Source organism: Cellulosimicrobium sp. NPDC057127 (genome assembly GCF_042670945.1).
Lineage (GTDB): Bacteria > Actinomycetota > Actinomycetes > Actinomycetales > Cellulomonadaceae > Cellulosimicrobium.
Map to the genome: position 1 here is coordinate 288,361 of NZ_JBHUUP010000002.1, position 20,757 is coordinate 309,117.

Genomic DNA, 20,757 nt, shown 5'->3' on the forward strand with positions numbered 1-20,757 from the left:
CCGCGCCGCGCGGGACCCGGCATGAGCCGCGGCCCGCGGGCCGTCGTCCGTCGCGACTGGGGCGACGACGAGGAGGGGTGCTCGATCCTCCACGTCGACATGGACGCGTTCTTCGCGTCCGTGGAGCTCGCACGCCGGCCCGAGCTGCGCGGCCGCCCGGTCGTCGTCGGCGGCGCGGACCGCGGCGTCGTTCTCGCCGCCACGTACGAGGCCCGGGCCTTCGGGGTCCACTCCGCGATGCCCATGGCGGTCGCGCGACGGGCGTGCCCGCAGGCGGTCGTCGTGCCGCCGGACCACAGCCGCTACCACGAGGTCTCCCGGTCCGTCATGGGGATGCTCGGGGAGATCACGGCGCTCGTGGAGCAGGTGAGCGTCGACGAGGCGTTCCTCGACGTCAGCGGCGCCCGGCGCCGCCTCGGCCCGCCGACCACGATCGGCGCCGCACTGCGCCGGCGCGTCCTGGCCGAGCACGGCATCACGTGCTCGGTCGGGGTCGCGACCACCAAGTTCGTCGCGAAGCTGGCCTCCACCCATGCCAAGCCCGACGGCATGCTCCTCGTCCCGGCAGCCTCGACGGTCGCGTTCCTGCGCACCCTTCCCGTGGGCGCGCTGTGGGGCGTCGGCGAGCGCACGGAGGCCTCCCTCGCCCGCTGGGGCATCCGCACCGTCGCCGAGCTCGCGGACACCGACGTCGCCGTGCTCCAGGCGGCGGTGGGCAAGGTGTCCGGTGCCCACCTGCACGACCTCGCGTGGGGGCGGGACCCGCGCCCGGTGCAGCCCGAGCGCTCGGAACGCTCGATCGGCGCCGAGACGACCTTCGAGCACGACCTGCGCGACCTCGACGCCGTCCAGGCCCGCGTGCTCGAGCTCGCCGACCGGTGCGCGTCGCGGCTGCGCCACCAGGGCCTCCTCGCCCGCACCGTGAGCGTCAAGGTGCGTACGAGCGACTTCCGGACCGTGACGCGGGCGCGGACGCTCGGCGCCCCGACGGACGTGGCGCGCGAGATCTACCTGGTGGCCCGCGAGCTCGTGTCGGCGGTCGACCTCGGCGGGCTCGCGGTGCGCCTCGTCGGCGTGCGTGCGGAGGGCCTCGCGCCGCGCGCCGGGGCGGTCGTCCAGCCGACGCTCGAGGAGGCCGTCGGGGAGCACGGTCGCGCCCGACGGCGCGCCGAGGAAGCCGTGGACGCCGTGCGCGGGAGGTTCGGGGTGAGATCCATCGCGATGGGGCCGCGGGGACCCCGCTCGACTACCACCCCCGCAGATGTCGAACTATCCTGAGGGGGACACTCGACCACCGCGAAGAAACGGGGTGCTCATGCCTCTGTCTGAGTACGAGCAGCGGGTATTGGAGCAGATGGAGCGAGCGCTCACCTCGGACGACCCGCGGCTGGCGAACACGTTCCAGGCACCGCGACGACGCTCGGTGCTGCGCTACGTCCTCGCCGGAGCGGGCGTGGTGGGCGGGCTGCTGCTCCTCGTCCTGGGCGCCGCCACCTCGCAGACGTGGCTCGGCGTCGTAGGTTTCGTCCTCATGTTCGCGGGCGTGGTGCTCGTGTTCCAGTCCCCGCGCGCCGCGCGCAAGGGCCCGGTGGGGACCGTCGGCGCCGACGGTCGTGTGCGCCCGGTCCCCGCGGCGACCAAGCAGGCGGCCCGCAAGCCGTTCCTCAGCCGACTGGAAGAGCGGTGGGAGCGTCGTCGCGAGCAGGGCGGTCGCTGAGCGTCCTCTCGACCCCGGTCACCGCGGTGTCGACCAGCTCGCGGAGCCCTGCGGGCTGCGGGACGGCCCCGCGCGCGTAGCGCTCGGTCTCCAGCGCGGTGCAGAGCGCGACGAGCGCCTCGACCGTCTCGTCGGGCAGATCCGTCCCCGAGCGCGCGCGCACTGCGGTCGCGACGGTGCCCGGCACGGTGCGAGGAGTCGCCGACGCCGGCCACGTGACGCCGAGCGCGGTGAGGCGCCGGACCAGCTCGCGCCAGGCGTCCTCGGCGTCGTGGAGCGTGTGGACCCGGGTCCGCCGTCGCAGCGCGAGCCAGGCGGCGCCGGCACCGAGCACGAGCACCACCACGAGGCCCGCGACCAGCATCCACGGTGTCCCGCTGCCGTCGTCCGCCGACGGCGCCGGGAGGCCGCCCCCGACGGTCGGTACCGGGGTCACCGGCTCTGACGGGACCGGCTCGGCCCCGGGCGTGAGGGCGTCGTCCGGGGCGAGGAAGCCCGGGGTCGCGGTGTTCCCCGACGGCGTCGCCCAGCGCGGCGCCGGGCCGGTCTGCTGCGCGGGCGTCGGCTCGAACCGCACCCAGCCGAGCCCGGCGAAGTACAGCTCGGGCCATGCGTGCGAGTCGCGGCCCGTCACCCGGTACACGCCGTCGCCCTCGTGCTGCCCGGGCAGGAAGCCGACGCCCAGCCGTGCCGGGATGCCGAGCATCCGCGCCATCATGGTCATCGACGTCGCGAACTGCACGCAGTACCCCGTGCGGTCCTGGAGGAAGTCCCAGACCGCGTCACCCGAGTCGCCGGGAGACACCTGGGTCGAGTACGTGAAGGTCGACGTGTCGCGGAAGAAGGTCTGCAGGGCGAGCGCCTGGTCGTACCGGGACTGCGCGCCCTGCACCACCTGCGCCGCGAGGTCGCGGATCTCCTGCTCGTGCGCGGACGCCGGGACGTCCACGTAGTTCGGGTCACCGGGGTCGTCCCCGCCCGCCGCCCGCAGCACCTCGGCGTCCAGCGCGCGGGGGTAGACGGTCACCGCGTACGTCGTGCCGGCGTCCGTCGACCTGTCCCCGACCACCTCGTCGCGCACCGCGTCGTAGCGCCAGTCGCCCTCGGCGTCGAGCGTGCGGGGCTCGGTGGGCAGCGGGAGCTTCGTGTCGCGCAACGACTGGAGCGTGAGCTCCAGCCGCGTCGCGGTCCCGCGTCCCGCGTCCTGCGGCCACAGGAGCTGGTCGGCGCCCTCGACGGGAGTGCCGTCGCGGTCGTCGCCCCGTCGCCAGTTCGTGCCGTCGAACCCGGTGAGCGTGAAGACCCGCAGCGGGCCCACGTCCCCGGCGTCCGTGCGGTAGCGCAGCACGACCTCGTCGGAGCGCTCGGCGAGGTCGCGGCGCATGTCGAGGTCCTCCGAGAGCCGCACGGTGCTCCCCGTCGAGGAGAACAGGCGCGACCACGACGAGGAGGCGACCTCGGGCAGCGTCGTGCTCGCCGAGCCCACACCGAGGGAGACCACGGCGACGGCGAGGGCGGTCCCGACCGCCGTCGCGACCCGCGCCCCGGCGACCGGTGCCCGGCGGCGGGCCCCGTCGCGGCCCGACGTGCGGCGCGCCGCACGGTGGGGGTTGTCGACCGCGAGGAGGGCGACGAGGGCGGTGACCGTGAGCACGAACGCCACCGGCGGGACGTCGCCGACGAGGACGAGGCCGGGGATCCACAGCGCGAGCAGGGGGACGCCGACGCCGGCGCCCAGACGCAGCCCTCCGGCCATGAGGTCGGCGACGAGGAACACCACGACGGCGCCGCCGACCGCCAGCAGCTCGATCGGCAGGCTGGGGTCGATGGGCGCGACCTCCGCGAGCGTCAGCTCGCGCGCGGTCTGCACCCGCGTGAGCAGGCGGTCGACGTTCGACAGGCCGATGAGCGCGGAGAAGCGGTCCGTCGGCCCGCCGTACAGGCCGAGCAGCGCCCACGCGCCGACGACGAGCCCGGCGGCCGAGGGCAGGAGCGCCGCCGGCGGGGCGAGCACCTCGCCGCGTCCTCCGGAGGATCGTTCGAGCGCGTACCGGGACAGCCCCGTGACGAGGGCCAGCACGGCGAGAGTGCGCAGCGCGGTGCGGGTCCACTCGCCGGGGCCGATGACCGTCCCGAGCGCGAACGTCGAGGCGGCGACGGCGACGGCGACGCACGCCGTCGTCGCCAGCACGCGTGCGCCGAGCCCGTCACGGCCGGCGGCCCGCCCGCCCCTCGAGGTGGGCGTGGTCGTCGTGGTCGTCGTGGTCATCGTGCCCCCTCCACGAGCTGGGCCCAGGCGTGCTCGAGGGGAGTGCCCGCGTCGGCCAGCACCACGTGCCAGCCCGTGGCCCGCAGGGCCGCCACGGTCTCCTGCGCCTCGGCGAGCTGCGAGGACGACGACCGCGGCCGCACCACGAGCGCCCAGTGCAGCATGTCTCCCGCGAGCGAGCCGACGGTGTGCCGGGCCACCGGCCCGAGCGGGCCCACGACGGCGACCGTGATCTCGCCCGGTCGGCGCGCCGACCGCAGGGCCTCGGCGGTCGCGACGGCCGCGCGGTCCGCGTCCGACAGCCCGTGGTGCCCGCGCAGGTCGACGGTCGCGTCGAGGACGTCGGCGGGCCCCTCGCCGGCGCGGTTCGTCGTGAAGCCCGAGGTGTCGACCACGGGGGCGAGCGACGTCGGGACGAGCCGCACCGGGTGCCCGGCCTGCAGGAGGGAGACGCCGACGGACGCGGCGCACTCGACCGCCCACTCGCCGTCGGCGAGGGCGTGCCCACCGCGCGAGGCGAGGTCCGGGTGCGGCAGGAGTCCGCGGTCGAGGAGCACGGTGACCGGCGGCAGGCTCGCGCTCTCGTCGGCACGGACCATCAGCTGCCCGTGCCGGGCCGCGCTGGCCCAGTGCACGCGTCGCGGGTCGTCGCCCGTGACGTAGTCGCGCAGCACCGAGTCGTCGCTCGAGGACAGGCGTGCGCCCGTCGTCGAGCGCTCCTGCTCCCCGAACGCGCGCGTGCCCCGCACCGGCAGCTGCACGGTCCGCGGCCACACCGCGACCGACGTGGCCTGCCCCAGCTCCTGCGTCGCGCTGACGAGCCCGAACGCGTCGACGCGCGTGGCGAGGAGCGGGCCGAGCGGCCACCGTCCTCGGCGCAGCGGGCGCAGGGTGTACCGCACGGCGACGTGGTCGTCGCGCGTGGCCACCTGCGCGCGCAGCGAACCCCGGTCGCACAGCTCGTGGGCCGCCTGCTCGCTGATGCGCAGGCGCGCGAGGGCGCTCGCTCCCGCGGCGGTGCGGCGCGCGGCCTCCACCGTCAGCCGCGCCGAGGTGACCTGGCCCCGCGTGGCGGGGTTCGGCTGCACGCGCCGCGCGACGCGCAGGGCGCCGCGGCCGCGGTCGATGCGCCGGACGGTCATCCAGCACCACGACGCCACCACCACGAGCACGCCGGCGGCGCCCAGCCCCACGACGTCCGGGAGCCCGAGCGTGACACCCGTGGCGAGGAGCACCGCGCCGGCGACGAGCAGCGCCGTGCCGCGCCGGGTCAGGCGTGCGCGCGAGAGCCCGCGGCGCAGGCTGCGCAGCCTCGTCAGGCCGGGGAGAGGGCGCACGTCAGCGCCGCTCGGTCGCGTCCCGGGCCGGGATCGGCGTCTGCGCAACGATGGACGAGACGACGGCGGCCGCGTCGTGGCCGGCGAGCCGGGCCTCGGTGGTGATGACGAGCCGGTGCGCGAGGACCGGGACCGCCAGGTACTGCACGTCGTCCGGCAGCACGTGGTCGCGTCCGGCCATCGCCGCCACGGCCTTCGCGGCCCGCAGCAGCTGCAGCGACGTCCGGGGCGAGGCGCCGAGGCGCAGCGCGGTGTGCCGGCGCGTCGCGGTCACGAGGTCCAGGACGTACCGCTTGACGGCGGTCGAGGCGTGCACGGACCGCACGACCCGGGCGAAGCGGGGGATCGACGCCCCGTCGGTGACGGGCGCCAGGCGCGCCAGGGGGTCGTCCGCCTCCTGCCGCTCGAGCATCTCGAGCTCCGCCTCGATGTCGGGGTAGCCCACGGTGAGCCGTGCCATGAAGCGGTCGCGCTGCGCCTCGGGGAGCGGGTACGTGCCCTCCATCTCGACCGGGTTCTGCGTCGCCACGACGAGGAACGGGCTCGGCAGGACGTGCGTGGTGCCGTCCACGGTCGTCTGGCCCTCCTCCATGCACTCCAGGAGTGCGGACTGCGTCTTGGGGGAGGCCCGGTTGATCTCGTCGCCGATGACGATGTTCGCGAAGACCGGGCCCGGCCGGAACTCGAACTCGTGGGTCGCCGCCCGGTAGATGTTGACGCCGGTCAGGTCGCTCGGCAGCAGGTCGGGCGTGAACTGGATCCGCCCCACGTGGCAGTCGATGGTGCGCGCGAGCGCCTTCGCGAGGGTGGTCTTGCCGACGCCGGGCACGTCCTCGAGGAGCAGGTGGCCCTGGGCGAGGAGGACCGCGACGGTCACGGTGACCAGGTCGGGCCGGCCCGTGACGACGGACTCGATGCCCGAGCGCATCCTCGCGGTCGTCTCGACGAGCTCGTCCAGCGCGGACGGGTCGTGCTCGTGGGGCGGCGCGACAGGGGCGATGTCGGGGAGCACGGGAGACCTCCGTCGTCGGTGGCGCGGGCCTGCGGCCAGGACCGCAGGTGCCACGAGCCTAGTTGACGCCGACGTGCGCGACCGCCGGGCCCCTCCACCTCCCTCCCCGTCGCCGTCGCCCGGGCGCCCGGGGGCACGACGAGGGCCGTGCCGAGGGCCGCCGGGCCGGCGTCCCCGTGCCGGCCGGTACCGCGACGCGCGCGTGGGGACCCCTCCCCTCCACGCCGCTCCACCGCGCCTGACCTGCGGAGATCGTGCGAACAGGGGTGAAGTTCTCGCGTTTCGCCGAGAGTGGTGGAGGGTTGTGGAGTACCGTGGAGGAACTGGGAGCAGGAGGGGAGGTGCCAGGTGCATGTCCGGTGTTCTGGACGACGTGCTCGGCAGCTCCTCCGGCCTGCTCCTCGGGACCTTCACACCTCGTCTGGACGACAAGGGGAGGCTGATCCTCCCCGCGAAGTTCAGGCCCCGGCTGGCGCCGGGTCTCGTCATGACGCGAGGACAGGAGCGATGCCTGTTCCTCCTGCCGATGGACGAGTTCCGGCGCATGTACGACCAGATCCGGCAGGCGCCGGTGACGAGCAAGCAGGCGCGGGACTACCTGCGCGTGTTCCTGTCGGGGGCGAGCGACGAGATCCCGGACAAGCAGGGCCGGGTCTCGATCCCCGCGCCTCTGCGGGCGTACGCGGGCCTGGACCGCGACGTCGCGGTGATCGGCGCGGGCACCCGCGTCGAGATCTGGGACGCCGAGGCCTGGGAGACGTACCTCGCGGAGCAGGAGTCGGCCTACTCGGACACCGCCGAGGAGGTGTTCCCGGACCTGCGCTTCTAGGACGGTCACGGGCACCCGTCCGGTGAGGTCTCCTCCCGCCCGGTCTGGCGCACTTCCCCGGTGCCAGAAAGGACGCGGAGGGAGACCTGACCGGACGGTCCCGGACCCCGGCACCACCGCAGGACGACCGCACGACGACACGACCCACGGGACAGCACGAGAGGAGGACCGATGACCACGGACCGCGACGACGCCTCCGAGCGTCACGTGCCGGTGCTCCTCCAGCGCTGCGTGGACCTCCTGGCGCCGGCGCTCGCCGAGCCGGGTTCCGTCCTCGTCGACTGCACGCTGGGCATGGGCGGGCACACCGAGGCGGTGCTCGAGCAGGTGCCGACGGCGCGCGTCGTCGGGATCGACCGCGATCCGCACGCGATCGAGCGCGCGACGCGCCGCCTCGAGCGGTTCGGCGACCGTTTCCGCGCCGTGCACGCGGTGTACGACGAGGTCGCGGACGTCGTCGCGCAGGCCGTCGGTGCTCCGGTGCAGGGCGTGCTCATGGACCTGGGCGTCTCGTCGCTCCAGATCGACGAGCGCGAGCGCGGCTTCTCGTACGCGCACGACGCCCCGCTCGACATGCGGATGGACCCCACCGTCGGCCGCACGGCCGCGGACGTCCTCAACACCTACGACGAGCGCGAGCTCACGCGCGTGCTGCGCGAGTACGGCGAGGAGCGGTTCGCGCAGCGCATCGCACGGGCCGTCGTGCGTCGGCGCGAGGACCGGCCCTGGGAACGCAGCGCCGAGCTGGTCGACCTCGTGCGGGCCTCCATCCCCGCCGCCACCCGCACCACGGGCGGCAACCCGGCGAAGCGGACCTTCCAGGCCCTGCGCATCGAGGTGAACGGCGAGCTCGAGGTCCTCGCGCGCGCCGTCCCCGCGGCGGTCGACGTGCTCGCCGTGGGCGGCCGGATCGTCGTCGAGTCCTACCACTCGCTCGAGGACCGGCTCGTCAAACGTGGGCTCGCCGCCGGCGCGACGGTGAGCGCGCCGGCGGGTCTGCCCGTCGTCCCCGAGGCCGACGAGCCGTACCTGAGGCTCCTCACCCGCGGGGCGGAGGAGGCGCCGCCGGGCGAGCGGGAGACCAACCCGCGGTCGGCGTCCGTCCGGCTGCGGGCCGCCGAACGACTACGGCCCACGCCGGAGCACCGCCGCCCGCGCACCACCAGCACGAACCGACCGGGACGACCGGGGGAGAGGACACCATGAGCGCACTGAGGTCGACGGCGGCCGCCCGTCCGCTGCCCCGCACCGCGCGCCCGGGAGCGGCGCCGGCACCCCGTCCCACGCTGACCGCCCTGCCGGGCGGCGCCACCGAGCGCGCCGCGCGCTCGCGCCTCGAGCTGGTGCGCGCACCGCTCCAGGCCCGCTCGCGCGTCCCGTTCCTCGTCGTGTGCATGTCGGTCCTCGGACTGGCGCTCCTGTGTGCTCTCCTGGTGAACACGACGATGGCGCAGAACTCCTACGAGATGTCGAACCTGCGCCGAGAGGTGGGACAGGTGCGACAGGACACGCAGCGGCTGCAGGCGGCCGTCCTCGACGCGGAGGCGTCGCTGCCGGACCAGGCGCGCAGGCTCGGCATGGTCGAGTCCCCGGCGCCGAGCATGGTCCGGCTGTCCGACGGCGCGGTGGTGGGCGCGACGGGGGAGGGGACCGGCCAGTGACACCAGGGGGCGGCGACCGCGGCAGGGGGCCGCGGACGGCGGCCACCGGGTCGCACGGCGATCGTGCGTCCGCGCGACCGGGACCGGCGCGTGGTGCCTCGTCCCGGGCGTCCGCGTCGCGGGGCGAGGTGCCGCGCGCGTCGACCGCTCGTGCGTCCACGTCGACCGCCCGTGCGTCCACGCCGCGAGCCTCCGGGTCGAGGACCCCGACCTCGCGGCCGGCCGCGTCGCGGCCCCTGACGGCGCGCGCCGCGGCCGGCCCGGCCGCACGAGGCGGCGGACCGCCCCGGCCGCCGGTGCCCCCGGTCCCGGAGCCCGGCCGTCCGGAGCAGCGCCAGCGCTGGCTGATGGGGGTCGCCACGCTCGTGGTGCTGCTGTTCGTGGCGCAGCTCGTCAACGTCCAGGTGATCAAGGGACCGGCGCTCGCGGAGGAAGCGCGGGAGGTGCGGCTGCGCAGCTCCACGACGCTGGCGCACCGCGGCGACATCACGGACGCGGACGGCGTCGTGCTCGCCACGTCCGTCGACCGCTACACGATCGGCGCCGACCGCACGGCGATCCAGTCCTTCACGCCCGGAACCAGGACGCTGCCCGACGGCACGCCGCTCGAGGACGGCGGAGCCGCGGGCGTCGCGAAGCTCCTCGCGCCCGTCCTCGGCGAGTCCGCGCCGGACCTCGCGGCGCGGCTCAACGGCGAGGGGTACGTCGTCCTCGCCAAGGAGGTCACGCCGGACGTCCAGCGCGAGATCGCGGAGCTGCGCCTCTCGGCGTACATCCGGGCCGACGCGACGAGCGAGCGCACCTACCCGGCGGGCACGGTCGCCGGGAACCTCGTCGGGTACGTGGACTCGGAGCAGACGGGCATGGGCGGCATCGAAGCCGCCTACGACGACGCGCTCGCCGGCACGGCAGGATCGCGCGAGTGCGAGGCCGGCCGCGGCGGCGAGCTCATCCCGACCGGTCACTGCGAGACCGTCCCGGCCGTGCCGGGCCAGAACGTGCGGCTGACGGTCGAGCGGGACGTGCAGTGGAAGGCGCAGGACGCCGTCGACCGTGCCGTGGGCGAGACCGGCGCGGACTTCGGCATCGCGGTCGTCCAGGACACCCGGACGGGGGCGATCCTCGCGCTCGCCGACTCCGGGACCGTCAACCCGAACGACCGCACGACGGCCGCGGTGGCGCGGCCCAGCCGTGCCGTGTCGAACATCTTCGACCCGGGCTCCACCGGCAAGGTCGTGACGATGGCCGCGGCGCTCGAGGGCGGTTTCGCCGAGGCGGGCACGCAGTTCGAGGTGCCGTACTCGTACACGACGCCGAACGGGCAGACGTTCAGCGACTCCCACGAGCACGAGCTGCAGCGGCTGACGCTCGCGGGCGTGCTCGCCGAGTCGTCCAACACCGGGACCGTCCAGGTCGGCGAGCGCATCCCGAAGCAGGTGCGCTACGACTACCTGCACAAGTTCGGCTTCGGGCAGCCCACGGGGCTCGGTCTGCCCGGGGAGTCCGCGGGCATCCTGCACCCGGCGGACGAGTGGGACGGGCGCACGGAGTACGCCGTGCTCTTCGGCCAGAGCGTGTCGGTCAACGCGGTCCAGGCGGCGAGCGTGTTCTCCACGGTCGCCAACGGTGGCCTGCGCAGCGCGCCGCGCCTGGTCGCGGGCACGACGGCGCCCGACGGGACGTTCACCCCGGCCCCCGTCGAGGAGCCCCGGCGCGTGGTGTCGCAGGAGACGGCCGACACCGTGCTGCGGATGATGGAGTCGGTGGTCGAGGAGGGCACCGGGTCGGCGGCGGCCGTCCCGGGCTACCGGATCGCGGGCAAGACCGGCACCGCGGAGGCGGCGGGGGCCGACGGGCAGCTCTCGGGCATCATGGCCTCCTTCATCGGCGTCGCCCCCGCGGACGACCCGCGGTACACGGTGGGCGTGTTCCTCAAGAACCCGCGCACGTCCATCTACGGCGGCGTCGTCGCGGCCCCGGTCTTCAGCGAGATCATGGGCTTCGCGCTCGAGAACGAGAACGTGGGCCCGAGCACCGAGCCGTACGTCCCGCTGCCCACGACGTGGTGACCGTCGTGCCGCCGCCGAGAGGCCGCGAGGACGCCCGCGGCAACGTGCCCGGTGAAGGTCCCGTGAAGCGCTGCGCGCGGCCGTCGGCATGGCGGGGGCAGCGGTACCGGCACGGTAGGTTCTACACGTGACATCCCCGATCGACCGCATTCGTCCTGCCGTGGCGACGCCCCGCACGGTGGGGGACGCGGCGGTCCGGTTCGGGCTGCGGGTGGTGGAGCCCCGTGGCACGTCGGACGTCGCCGCGGTCGAGGTGTGGTCCGTCGCGTCGGACGACCGCGCGGTGGCCGAGGGAGACCTCTTCGTCGCGCTGCCCGGAGGACGGTCCCACGGGGCGCGGTTCGCCGCGGCGGCGGTGGCGCGCGGGGCGCGCGCGGTGCTGACCGACGCCCACGGAGCCGCCCTCCTGCGCGAGACCGCCGACGGCGCACCCGGGGTGCCGGTGCTCGTCGCCGACGACCCGCGCGGGCTGCTCGGCCCGCTCGCCGCGTGGGTGTACGGCAGCCCGGCCGAGCGGCTGACGACGTTCGGCGTCACGGGGACGAACGGCAAGACCACGACGACGTACCTGCTCGACCACGCGCTGCGCGCCCTCGGCTGGACGGGCGGTCTCGTCGGTACCGTCGAGATGCGCTCGGGCGACCGGGTGCTGCCGAGCCGGCTCACCACGCCCGAGGCCGCGGACCTGCAGGCGCTGCTCGCCGCGATGCGCGAGGACGGCGTGGACACGCTGGCCATGGAGGTGTCGTCGCACGCGCTCGCGCTGCACCGTGTCGACGGGATCGTGTTCGACGTCGTGGGTTTCACGAACCTCAGCCAGGACCACCTCGACTTCCACGGTGACCTGCAGGCCTACTTCGACGCGAAGGCCGCGCTGTTCACGCCCGAGCACGCGCGCCGCGGTGTCGTCGTCGTCGACGACGCGTGGGGCGAGCGCATGGCCGCGGCCGCCCGGGTGCCCGTGGCGACGCTGCGTGTCGCCGGGCCCGCGAGCCTCGAGGAGGTCGCGGCGGGCGGCGCGCAGCCCGCGGGTGCCGCCGCCGACTGGACGGTCGTCGACACCGCGGCGCGTCCCGACGGCGGCACGGACCTGACCGTGCGGCACCGCGACGGGCGCGCGGTGCGCACGAGCACGTCGCTGCCCGGACCGTTCAACGTGGCGAACGCGGCGCTCGCCGTGGTGATGGTGCTGGAGGCCGGGTCCGACGCGCGCGACGTCGAGACCGCGCTCGCGGGAGCAGGCGGCCTGTGCCCGGCCGTGCCGGGCCGCATGGAGGTCGTCTCGGCACCGCCGCACCGGCCCCGCGTGGTGGTCGACTTCGCGCACAACCCGGACGCCCTCGGCCTCGCCCTCGACGCGCTGCGCCCGACGACGGCCGGCCGCCTCGCCGTGGTGTTCGGCGCGACGGGTGACCGGGACCGCGGGAAGCGGCCCACGATGGGCGCGGTGGCCGTCGACGGCGCCGACGTGGTCGTCGTGACCGACGACGACCCGCACGGCGAGGACCCCGCGGCGATCCGCGCCGAGGTGCTCCCGGGCGCCCTCGCGGCCCGTGACGCGGCCCGCACCGGTCCCGAGCCCCGCGACGTCGTGGTGCGCGAGGTCGCGCCGCGAGCACGCGCGATCCGCGAGACGATCGCGGCGGCGGGCCCGGACGACACGGTCCTCGTCGCGGGCCGCGGCCACGAGGTGTGGCAGGAGATCGCGGGCGTGGACCACGCGCTCGACGACCGCGTGGAGGCGCGCGAGGCCCTCGCGGCGCGCGCGGCGGGTGCCGACCAGCACGAGACGACGCACGACCCGAAGGAGCACCACGCATGATCCAGCTCACTGCGGCCGAGGTGGCCGCAGCGACCGGCGGTCGCCTGTCCGCCGATCCCGAGGTGCGGGTGAGCGGCCCCGTCGTCGTCGACTCGCGCGGGGTCGTGCCGGGCGCGCTCTTCGTCGCGCTGCCGGGCGAGCGTGTCGACGGGCACGACTTCGCGTCCGGCGCGGTCGAGGCCGGCGCGACGCTCGTCCTCGCGGCGCGCGAGCTGGACGTCCCGTGCGTCGTCGTCGACGACGTGCAGGCCGCGCTCGGGGAGCTCGCGCGGCACGTGCTCGCCACCCTGCGCGAGCGCGGCGACCTGCGGGTCGTCGCCGTCACCGGGTCCGTGGGCAAGACGACGACCAAGGACCTGCTCGGTCAGCTGCTGCGCGAGCAGGGCCCGACCGTCGTGCCGCAGGGGTCGTTCAACAACGAGATCGGGCTGCCGCTCACCGTGCTGGAGGCGGACGCCTCGACGCGCTTCCTCGTGCTCGAGATGGGCGCGAGCGGGATCGGGCACCTGACGTACCTCACGCGCATCGCCCCGCCGGACGTCTCGGTCGTGCTCACGGTCGGCAGCGCCCACCTGGGCGAGTTCGGCGGCATCGAGGGGGTGGCGCGCGCGAAGGCGGAGATCGTCACGGGCCTCGCACCCGGGGGGACGGCCGTGCTCAACGCCGACGACCTGCGCGTCGTCGCGATGGCCGACGTCGCCCCGGGCGAGGTGGTCACGTTCGGCACGATCCCGACCGCCGACGTGCGCGCCGAGGACCTGCGGATCGACCGGGCGGGGCGCGTCTCGTTCACCCTGCGCGTCCGCGGCGCGGGCGGGTCCGCGACGACGGCGCCCGTCGCGCTCGCGCTCGTCGGCGAGCACCACGTGACGAACGCCCTGGCGGCGGCCACGGCCGCGCTGCGGCTCGGCGTCGCGGTGCCCGACGTGGCCGCGCGGCTGTCCGGCGCGCGCGCGTTGAGCCCGCACCGCATGCAGGTCACGGACCGCCCCGACGGCGTGACGGTCATCGACGACTCCTACAACGCCAACCCCGACTCGATGCGCGCCGCGCTCAAGGCGCTCGCCGTGGTCGCGGGCCGCGACCGCCGCTCCGTCGCGGTGCTCGGCGAGATGCTCGAGCTCGGTGACGGCGCGCGCGCCGCCCACGAGGAGATCGGCCGGCTCGCGGTACGGCTCAACATCAAGCTCCTCGTCGCGGTCGGCGACGGCGCGGGCGGGATCCACGACGGCGCCGTGCAGGAGGGGTCCTGGGGCGACGAGACGCTGTTCGTGCCCGACGTCGCGACCGCCGCCGCGCTCCTGCGCGACGAGCTGCGCCCGGGCGACGTCGTGCTCGTGAAGGCCTCGAACGGATCCGGTCTGTGGCGCCTCGGCGACGAGCTCGTCGCGGGCGCGGGCGGGGGCGGCGCGCAGGGAGCGAGCGCATGATCGCGGTCCTCGTCGCGGCGGGCGTCTCCCTGCTCGTCGCGCTGCTGGGCACGCCGCTGTTCATCCGCTTCCTCGTGCACCGCAACTACGGGCAGTTCGTCCGGCAGGACGGCCCGACGGCGCACTTCACCAAGCGCGGGACGCCCACGATGGGCGGGGTCGTGATCATCGGCGCCACGCTCCTCGGGTGGGCGATGTCGTACGTGGTGTCGGGGCGGCTGCCAAGCGTCTCCGCGCTCCTGGTGCTGTTCCTCATGACGGGTCTGGGCCTCGTCGGGTTCCTCGACGACTTCACGAAGATCAAGAAGCAGCGCAGCCTCGGTCTCACGGCGCGCGCGAAGATCGTCGGCCAGGGGGCGGTGGGTATCGCGTTCGCCGTGCTCGCGCTGCAGTTCCCGAACGAGCACGGGCGCACGCCGGCATCGACGCGCATCTCGTTCCTGCGCGACACGAACCTCGACCTCGCGTTCGCCGGAGCGACCGTCGGGCTCGTGCTGTTCGTGATCTGGGCGAACTTCCTCATCACCGCCTGGTCGAACGCGGTGAACCTCACCGACGGGCTCGACGGTCTCGCCACGGGCGTCTCGCTCATCGTCTTCGGCACGTACATCCTCGTGGGGATCTGGCAGCTCAACCAGACCTGCCAGCGCCTCGCGTCGGCCGGGCCGCGGTGCTACGAGGTGCGCGACCCGCAGGACCTCGCGATCGTCGCCGCGGCCGTCATGGGCGCCTGCTTCGGCTTCCTGTGGTGGAACGCGAGCCCCGCGAAGATCTTCATGGGCGACACCGGCTCGCTCGCGCTCGGCGGTGCCCTGGCGGGTCTGTCGATCCTGTCGCGCACCGAGATCCTCGCCGCGATCATCGGCGGTCTGTTCGTCATCATCGTGATCTCGGACATCATCCAGATCGGCTTCTTCAAGATGACCGGGCGCCGCGTGTTCAAGATGGCGCCGCTGCACCACCACTTCGAGCTGTCCGGCTGGGGCGAGGTGACGATCGTCATCCGGTTCTGGTTGATCGCCGGCCTGTTCGCGGCGCTCGGCATGGGCATCTTCTACGCCGAGTGGGTGGTCGGCTAGTGCGCGACCCCCAGGACCTCGCGGTCCCGCTCGCGGACGCCCGCGTCCTCGTCGCCGGCCTCGGCGTGTCCGGCCGGGCGGCAACTGCCGCGCTGCGTCCGCGCGCCGCCGCGGTCGTCACGCTCGACGACCGCGCCGAGGACGCCGACGTGCGCGACGTCGAGCAGGTCGCGCTCGACGACGTCGACCTCGTCGTCGTCTCGCCCGGCTGGCCGCCGAGCCACCCGCTCGTCGTGCGCGCGCAGGAGCGGGGCGTGCCCGTCTGGAGCGAGGTGGAGCTCGCGTGGCGGCTGCGCGTCGTCGGGCCGTCCGGCGATCCCGCGCCGTGGCTCGCGCTCACGGGCACGAACGGCAAGACGACGACCGTGGAGATGCTCGAGACGATCCTGCGCACCGCGGGGCTGCGCGCCGCCGCGGTCGGGAACGTCGGCACGCCGGTGGTCGAGGCGGCGCTCGACCCGACGCTCGAGGTGCTCGCGGTCGAGCTGTCGAGCTTCCAGCTCCACTTCACGCACACGACGTCGCCCGAGGCCGGCGCGGTGCTCAACGTCGCGCCCGACCACCTGGACTGGCACGGCGGGCTCGACGCCTACGCCGCCGACAAGGGGCGCGTCTTCGAGGACGCGCGGGTCGCGTGCGTGTACAACGTGGCCGACGCGCGGACGGAGTTGCTCGTGCGCGAGGCCGACGTCGTGGAGGGCGCGCGTGCCGTCGGGTTCACGCTCGGCGCGCCGTCGCGGGGACAGCTCGGTGTCGTCGAGGACGTGCTCGTCGACCGCGCGTTCCACGCGCCCGTCGACGCGCGCGACCGCCACGCGTCCGCCGCCGAGCTCGGCACCCTCGACGACCTCGCGCACCTCGCCGGGGCCGACGGGCGCGTGCCCGCCCACGTCGTCGCGAACGCCCTCGCCGCGGCGGCGCTCGCGCGGGCCCACGGCGTGCCGGCGGTCGCCGTGCGCGACGGCCTGCGCGCGTTCCGCACGGGCGCCCACCGCATCCAGCAGGTCGCGACCGTCGACGACGTCGCGTACGTCGACGACTCGAAGGCGACCAACGCGCACGCCGCGTCGGCCTCGCTCGCGGCCTTCGCGGCCGGGACGGTGGTCTGGGTCGCGGGTGGTCTCGCGAAGGGCGCCTCCTTCGACGAGCTCGTCACGGCGCGCGCCGACCGCCTGCGGGCGGTCGTCCTCATCGGTGCGGACGCCGAGCCCTTCGCGGGTGCACTGTCCCGACACGCGCCCGATATCCCCGTGGTGCGCGTGGACCCTGGCGACACTGGGTCCGTGATGACCCGCGCCGTCGACTCCGCCCGCCGCCTCGCGCGCCCCGGCGACACGGTGCTGCTCGCTCCCGCGGGGGCCTCCATGGACCAGTTCCGCTCCTACGCCGCGCGCGGAGACGCGTTCGCCGACGCCGCGCGGGCCCTTCACCCCGAGCACGGGTAGCCGTGACGCAGACCGTGGGAGCCCGGGGAACGGCCGCGCGCGGCGCGGCACGCGGCACGACCGGCCGGGGGAGCGCACGCGTCCCGCGGCCGACCCCGCGCGCCGCCGAGCGCCCGGACCGGCCCGTCGACCGGCCCTGGCTCGGGCAGTGGAACAGCACGGTCACGAGCTACTACCTGCTCGTCGGGGCGACGGCGCTGCTGACCGTCATCGGCCTCGTCATGGTCTTCTCGAGCTCCGCGGTCACGGAGATCGCGGCGGGCCGGTCCCCGTTCAAGGTGCTCCTGAACCAGGGGAAGTTCGTCCTCATCGGCCTCCCCGCGCTCCTCGTCGCGGCGCGTCTGCCCGTGCGCTGGTACAAGGCGTTCGCGTGGCCCGCCCTGCTCGTCTCCGTGGGCCTGCTCGTCGCGGTGCTGTTCGTGGGGTCGAGCCGCGGCGGGAACACGAACTGGATCCCGCTCGGCGCGTTCACGTTCCAGCCGTCGGAGATCGCCAAGCTCGCGCTCGCCCTCTGGCTCGGCCTCGTCCTCGGACGCAAGCAGCACCTCCTCGGACGCTGGTCGCACGTGATCGTCCCCGCCGTCCCGGGCGCTCTCGCCGTCGTCGGCCTCGTGCTCGCGGGCCACGACCTCGGTACGGCGCTGGTCATCATGGCGCTCGTCGCGGGAGCGTTCCTCGTCTCCGGGTCCAACGTGCGCCTGCTCGGCCTCGGGGCCGCCGTGGCCGCGTTCGTCGTCGGGTACGGCTTCATCCTCAACCAGGACGGCGGGGACCGGCTCGGGCGGATCATGGCCACCTACGGCGAGTGCACGGACAGGCTCGGCGAGTGCTACCAGTCCCTGCACGGACTCTGGGCGCTCGGGACGGGCGGGATCACCGGCGTCGGGCTCGGGGCGAGCCGGGAGAAGTGGAGCTACCTGCCCGAGGCGCACAACGACTACATCTTCGCGGTCATCGGCGAGGAGCTGGGCCTGCTCGGCACGCTCCTCGTGCTCGGGCTCTTCGTCGTGCTCGGTCTCGCGATGAGCCGCGTCGTGCGCCGCCACCCCGACCCGTTCGTCAAGATCGCCACCGCGGCGATCGCGTGCTGGATCGTGGGGCAGGCGTTCATCAACATCGGGGTCGTCATCGGCCTGCTGCCGGTCATCGGTGTCCCCCTGCCGCTCGTGTCCGCGGGCGGCACCGCGCTCATCATGACGATGGCGGCGCTCGGGGTCGTGATCTCGTTTGCGCGGTCCGAGCCCGGCGCGCCCGAGGCGCTCGCAGCGCGGGGGAGCGCGGTGCGACGTTCGCTCGCCGTGGTCGGGCGCGCGGCGCGACCACGGCGCCGGACCACCTGACCGGTGCGCGTGCGGGCGCGAGGCCGTCGCGTACGTGACGAGCGGCACGCAGGACAGCACGGCGGGCGGGCACGCTCGGAGCACGACGCCCAGGACGATCGACAGGACGACGCGGCACCGGCCGCACAGGAAGGACGACGAGGTACGTGACGAACATCGGTGCGGTGGTGCTCGCGGGCGGCGGGACGGCGGGGCACGTGAACCCGCTCCTCGCGGTGGCGGACGAGCTGAGCGCGCGCGAGCCGGGCCTGGTCGTGACCGCGCTCGGCGTGGCCGGGGGCCTGGAGGACGACCTCGTGCCCGCCCGTGGGTACCCCTTGCGCCACGTGCCGCGCGTCCCCCTCCCGCGGCGTCCCAGCGCCGAGTGGATCAACCTGCCGGGACGCTTCAAGGCCGCGGTCGACGCCGCGGGTGCCGCGATCGACGAGACCGGAGCCCGCGCCGTCGTCGGGTTCGGCGGGTACGTCTCCACCCCGGCCTACGTCGCGGCGCACCGGCGCGGCGTGCCGATCGTCGTGCACGAGCAGAACGCCCGCCCGGGGCTCGCGAACCGTGTCGGCGCGCGCTGGGCCGCGCACGTCGGCGTCACGTTCGCCGGCACGCCGCTGCGCGGCGGGGTGGTCACCGGGCTGCCGCTGCGGCGCGAGATCGCCGACCTCGTCGCCGCGCGGGCGGCGGACGCGCGCGGGGTGCGTGAGCGCGCCGCGGCGAGCCTCGGGCTCGACCCCGCGGCCCGGACCGTCGTCGTCACCGGCGGGTCGCTCGGGGCCCAGAGCCTCAACGAGGCGGTCTCGGGGGCGGCGGCGGAGCTGCTCGCGGCCGGCGCGCAGGTGCTGCACCTGACGGGCAAGGGCAAGGACCGTCCCGTGCGCGAGGCGGTGGCACGCGCGGCGCGTCCCGGCGCCCCGGCGTACGACGTGCGCGAGTACCTCGCCGAGATGCAGCTCGCCCTCGCGGTCGCCGACCTCGTGGTGTGCCGCGCCGGCGCGGGCACCGTGAGCGAGCTCGCCGCGCTCGGCGTGCCCGCCGTCTACGTGCCCCTGCCCATCGGCAACGGCGAGCAGCGCCTCAACGCCGGCCCCGTCGTCGACGCCGGCGGCGGCCTGCTCGTCGACGACGCCGCGCTCGACGCGGACTGGGTCGCCCGCCACGTCCCGGAGCTGCTGGGCGACGCGCCCCGCCTCGACGCGATGGCCGCCGCCGCGGCGGGTGCCGGCGTGCGCGACGGTGCCGCGCGCGTCGCCGACCTCGTGGCCGATGCCGTCGGGGGCCGGGCATGACCGGTCCCGACGGCGCGGCGCCCCTCTCGCTCGACGCGCTCGGCACGGTCCATCTCGTCGGCGTCGGCGGGGCGGGGATGTCGGTCGTCGCGCGCCTGCTCGCGGCCCGGGGCGTCCCCGTGCAGGGCTCGGACGCGCGCGACAGCGACACGCTCGCCGCGCTGCGTGCCGACGGCGTGCGGGTCTGGGCGGGCCACGACGCCGGCCACGTCGAGGCCGCGGACACGGTGGTCGTCTCGAGCGCGGTCCGGGAGACCAACCCCGAGCTCGCCGCTGCGCGCGCCGCCGGGCTGCGCGTGCTGCACCGTTCCGAGGCGCTCGCCGCGCTCATGGCCGACGGCCGCGCGGTCGCCGTCGCGGGCGCGCACGGCAAGACCACGACCTCGGCGATGCTCGCGACGGTCCTGCGCGGGGCGGGCCAGGACCCGTCGTTCGCGATCGGGAGCTCGGTCATCACGGCCGACGGCCCGGTCGCCGGCGGGCACCTCGGCGGCGGGGACGTGCTGGTGGCGGAGGCCGACGAGTCGGACGGCTCGTTCCTCAACTACGCGCCCGACGTCGCCGTGGTGACGAACGTGGAGCCCGACCACCTCGACCACTACGGCTCCCGCGAGGCGTTCGAGCGGGCGTTCGTCGACTTCGCGGGGCGCATCCGGCCGGGCGGCGCTCTCGTCGCGTGCGCCGACGACGCGGGCTCGTCCGCTCTCGCCCGGGCCCACGCGGCGCACGGCGGCGCCACCGTCACGTACGGCACGAGCGCGGGCGCCGACCTGCGCGTGTCCGACGTCCGCCCCGAGCCCGGCGGCGGCGTCGGTGCGACGATCGAGGGCGCCGTGGGCGGCCTGGGCGTCCCGCCGTCGCGGCTGCGGCTGCGCGTGCCGGGCCACCACAACGCGCTGAACGCGACCGCCGCCGTCGCGGTGGCGGTGCTCCTCGGCGTCGAGCCCGACACGGCGGTCGCGGCCGCGCTCGACTTCCTGGGGACCGGGCGGCGCTTCGAGGCCCGCGGGACGGCCGCGGGCGTGCGCGTCGTCGACGACTACGCCCACCACCCGACGGAGATCGCGGCGCTGCTCGCCGCGGCACGGCCCGTGGCGGGGGGCGGTCGGCTGATCGTGCTCTTCCAGCCGCACCTCTACTCGCGCACGCGCGCGTTCGCGCACGAGTTCGCGGACGCGCTGGGGGCCGCCGACGTCGTCGTGGTCACGGGTGTCTACGCGGCGCGCGAGGACCCGGACCCGACGGTCGACGCCCGCACCGTCGCCGACCTCGTCCGAGCCGGTGCGGCGACCGCCGTGGAGGACCGGCTCGAGGCCGCGCGCGTCGTCGCGGACGCGGCACGCCCCGGCGACCTCGTGCTCACGGTGGGGGCCGGCGACGTGACCGACCTCGGCCCCGTGGTCCTGGACCGGCTCCGCGCCGGTGCCGGGGGACCGGACGCCTGATGCGGCCCCCGCCCCGTCCACG

General features: G+C 75.6%; 16 protein-coding genes. 13 read left to right on the top strand and 3 right to left on the bottom strand.

Annotated elements, in window-relative coordinates; translation table 11 throughout:
- The first annotated feature begins 21 nt into the window (after positions 1-21).
- Both ACFTZA_RS03055 and ACFTZA_RS03060 read left to right on the top strand, forming a co-directional pair.
- Positions 22-1,278: a DNA polymerase IV gene (locus ACFTZA_RS03055; RefSeq protein ID WP_378190610.1), complete on the top strand. Its 1,257-nt coding sequence runs from the start codon at positions 22-24 to the stop codon at positions 1,276-1,278.
- Positions 1,279-1,315: 37 nt separating this feature from the next.
- Complete coding sequence (locus ACFTZA_RS03060) at positions 1,316-1,717, top strand: DUF3040 domain-containing protein (protein WP_378190612.1); 402 nt, start codon at positions 1,316-1,318, stop codon at positions 1,715-1,717.
- Here the strand turns inward: ACFTZA_RS03060 and ACFTZA_RS03065 are convergent.
- The 3 genes from ACFTZA_RS03065 to ACFTZA_RS03075 are packed head-to-tail and all read right to left on the bottom strand — an operon-like array spanning position 1,665 to position 6,251.
- Positions 1,665-3,986 (bottom strand): transglutaminaseTgpA domain-containing protein, encoded by a 2,322-nt coding sequence (locus tag ACFTZA_RS03065; protein ID WP_378190614.1) that lies wholly within the window; start codon positions 3,984-3,986, stop codon positions 1,665-1,667. The genes ACFTZA_RS03060 and ACFTZA_RS03065 overlap by 53 nt on opposite strands.
- A complete protein-coding gene (locus ACFTZA_RS03070) occupies positions 3,983-5,323 on the bottom strand; it encodes a DUF58 domain-containing protein (RefSeq protein ID WP_378190616.1) in 1,341 nt (446 codons plus the stop codon). The genes ACFTZA_RS03065 and ACFTZA_RS03070 overlap by 4 nt, the downstream gene beginning before the upstream one ends.
- A gap of 1 nt (position 5,324) precedes the next feature.
- Positions 5,325-6,251, bottom strand: a complete 927-nt coding sequence (locus ACFTZA_RS03075; RefSeq protein WP_378190777.1) for an AAA family ATPase — start codon at positions 6,249-6,251, stop codon at positions 5,325-5,327.
- A 478-nt stretch (positions 6,252-6,729) separates the two neighbouring features.
- On the opposite strand from ACFTZA_RS03075, the gene mraZ reads away from it, so the two are divergent.
- The 11 genes from mraZ (at position 6,730) to murC (ending at position 20,735) form a co-directional block, all read left to right on the top strand.
- On the top strand, positions 6,730-7,164 hold the full coding sequence (gene mraZ, locus ACFTZA_RS03080) for a division/cell wall cluster transcriptional repressor MraZ (protein WP_075829536.1): 435 nt from the start codon (positions 6,730-6,732) through the stop codon (positions 7,162-7,164).
- A gap of 171 nt (positions 7,165-7,335) precedes the next feature.
- Positions 7,336-8,370, top strand: coding sequence for a 16S rRNA (cytosine(1402)-N(4))-methyltransferase RsmH (rsmH, locus tag ACFTZA_RS03085; RefSeq protein ID WP_378190617.1), 1,035 nt, complete (start codon positions 7,336-7,338; stop codon positions 8,368-8,370).
- The gene (locus tag ACFTZA_RS03090) at positions 8,367-8,825 is read left to right on the top strand and encodes a hypothetical protein (RefSeq protein ID WP_378190619.1); all 459 of its coding nucleotides are present in this window, start codon (positions 8,367-8,369) and stop codon (positions 8,823-8,825) included. The genes rsmH and ACFTZA_RS03090 overlap by 4 nt, the downstream gene beginning before the upstream one ends.
- Before the next feature lie 347 nt (positions 8,826-9,172).
- A complete protein-coding gene (locus tag ACFTZA_RS03095) occupies positions 9,173-10,894 on the top strand; it encodes a peptidoglycan D,D-transpeptidase FtsI family protein (protein WP_378190622.1) in 1,722 nt (573 codons plus the stop codon).
- A 127-nt stretch (positions 10,895-11,021) separates the two neighbouring features.
- Entirely contained in the window at positions 11,022-12,716 is a 1,695-nt protein-coding gene (locus tag ACFTZA_RS03100; RefSeq protein ID WP_378190624.1) for a UDP-N-acetylmuramoyl-L-alanyl-D-glutamate--2,6-diaminopimelate ligase, read from the top strand.
- Positions 12,713-14,146 carry a UDP-N-acetylmuramoyl-tripeptide--D-alanyl-D-alanine ligase gene (murF, locus tag ACFTZA_RS03105; protein ID WP_378190626.1) on the top strand — a complete coding sequence of 478 codons (1,434 nt, stop codon included), beginning with the start codon at positions 12,713-12,715 and terminating at the stop codon, positions 14,144-14,146. The genes ACFTZA_RS03100 and murF overlap by 4 nt, the downstream gene beginning before the upstream one ends.
- Entirely contained in the window at positions 14,143-15,225 is a 1,083-nt protein-coding gene (mraY, locus tag ACFTZA_RS03110; RefSeq protein WP_378190628.1) for a phospho-N-acetylmuramoyl-pentapeptide-transferase, read from the top strand. The genes murF and mraY overlap by 4 nt, the downstream gene beginning before the upstream one ends.
- Complete coding sequence (gene murD / locus ACFTZA_RS03115) at positions 15,225-16,670, top strand: UDP-N-acetylmuramoyl-L-alanine--D-glutamate ligase (RefSeq protein ID WP_378190630.1); 1,446 nt, start codon at positions 15,225-15,227, stop codon at positions 16,668-16,670. Before mraY ends, murD begins: the two co-directional genes overlap by 1 nt.
- Positions 16,671-16,672: 2 nt before the next feature.
- Positions 16,673-18,010: a putative lipid II flippase FtsW gene (gene ftsW, locus ACFTZA_RS03120; RefSeq protein WP_378190632.1), complete on the top strand. Its 1,338-nt coding sequence runs from the start codon at positions 16,673-16,675 to the stop codon at positions 18,008-18,010.
- A gap of 146 nt (positions 18,011-18,156) precedes the next feature.
- Positions 18,157-19,290: an undecaprenyldiphospho-muramoylpentapeptide beta-N-acetylglucosaminyltransferase gene (murG, locus tag ACFTZA_RS03125; protein ID WP_378190634.1), complete on the top strand. Its 1,134-nt coding sequence runs from the start codon at positions 18,157-18,159 to the stop codon at positions 19,288-19,290.
- Positions 19,287-20,735, top strand: a complete 1,449-nt coding sequence (murC, locus tag ACFTZA_RS03130; RefSeq protein WP_378190636.1) for a UDP-N-acetylmuramate--L-alanine ligase — start codon at positions 19,287-19,289, stop codon at positions 20,733-20,735. The genes murG and murC overlap by 4 nt, the downstream gene beginning before the upstream one ends.
- Positions 20,736-20,757 lie beyond the last annotated feature (22 nt).

What these genes read in the sequence shown, in the direction of transcription:
- ACFTZA_RS03055 (WP_378190610.1), top strand. Translation starts at nt 22, where the DNA reads ATGAGCCGCGGCCCGCGGGCCGTCGTCCGTCGCGACTGGGGCGACGAC.
- ACFTZA_RS03090 (WP_378190619.1), top strand. Translation starts at nt 8,367, where the DNA reads ATGAGCGCACTGAGGTCGACGGCGGCCGCCCGTCCGCTGCCCCGCACC.
- mraY (WP_378190628.1), top strand. Translation starts at nt 14,143, where the DNA reads ATGATCGCGGTCCTCGTCGCGGCGGGCGTCTCCCTGCTCGTCGCGCTG.
- murC (WP_378190636.1), top strand. Translation starts at nt 19,287, where the DNA reads ATGACCGGTCCCGACGGCGCGGCGCCCCTCTCGCTCGACGCGCTCGGC.
- ACFTZA_RS03095 (WP_378190622.1), top strand. Translation starts at nt 9,173, where the DNA reads ATGGGGGTCGCCACGCTCGTGGTGCTGCTGTTCGTGGCGCAGCTCGTC.
- ACFTZA_RS03060 (WP_378190612.1), top strand. Translation starts at nt 1,316, where the DNA reads ATGCCTCTGTCTGAGTACGAGCAGCGGGTATTGGAGCAGATGGAGCGA.
- ACFTZA_RS03065 (WP_378190614.1), bottom strand. Translation starts at nt 3,986, where the DNA reads ATGACCACGACGACCACGACGACCACGCCCACCTCGAGGGGCGGGCGG.
- rsmH (WP_378190617.1), top strand. Translation starts at nt 7,336, where the DNA reads ATGACCACGGACCGCGACGACGCCTCCGAGCGTCACGTGCCGGTGCTC.
- ACFTZA_RS03075 (WP_378190777.1), bottom strand. Translation starts at nt 6,251, where the DNA reads ATGCGCTCGGGCATCGAGTCCGTCGTCACGGGCCGGCCCGACCTGGTC.
- murF (WP_378190626.1), top strand. Translation starts at nt 12,713, where the DNA reads ATGATCCAGCTCACTGCGGCCGAGGTGGCCGCAGCGACCGGCGGTCGC.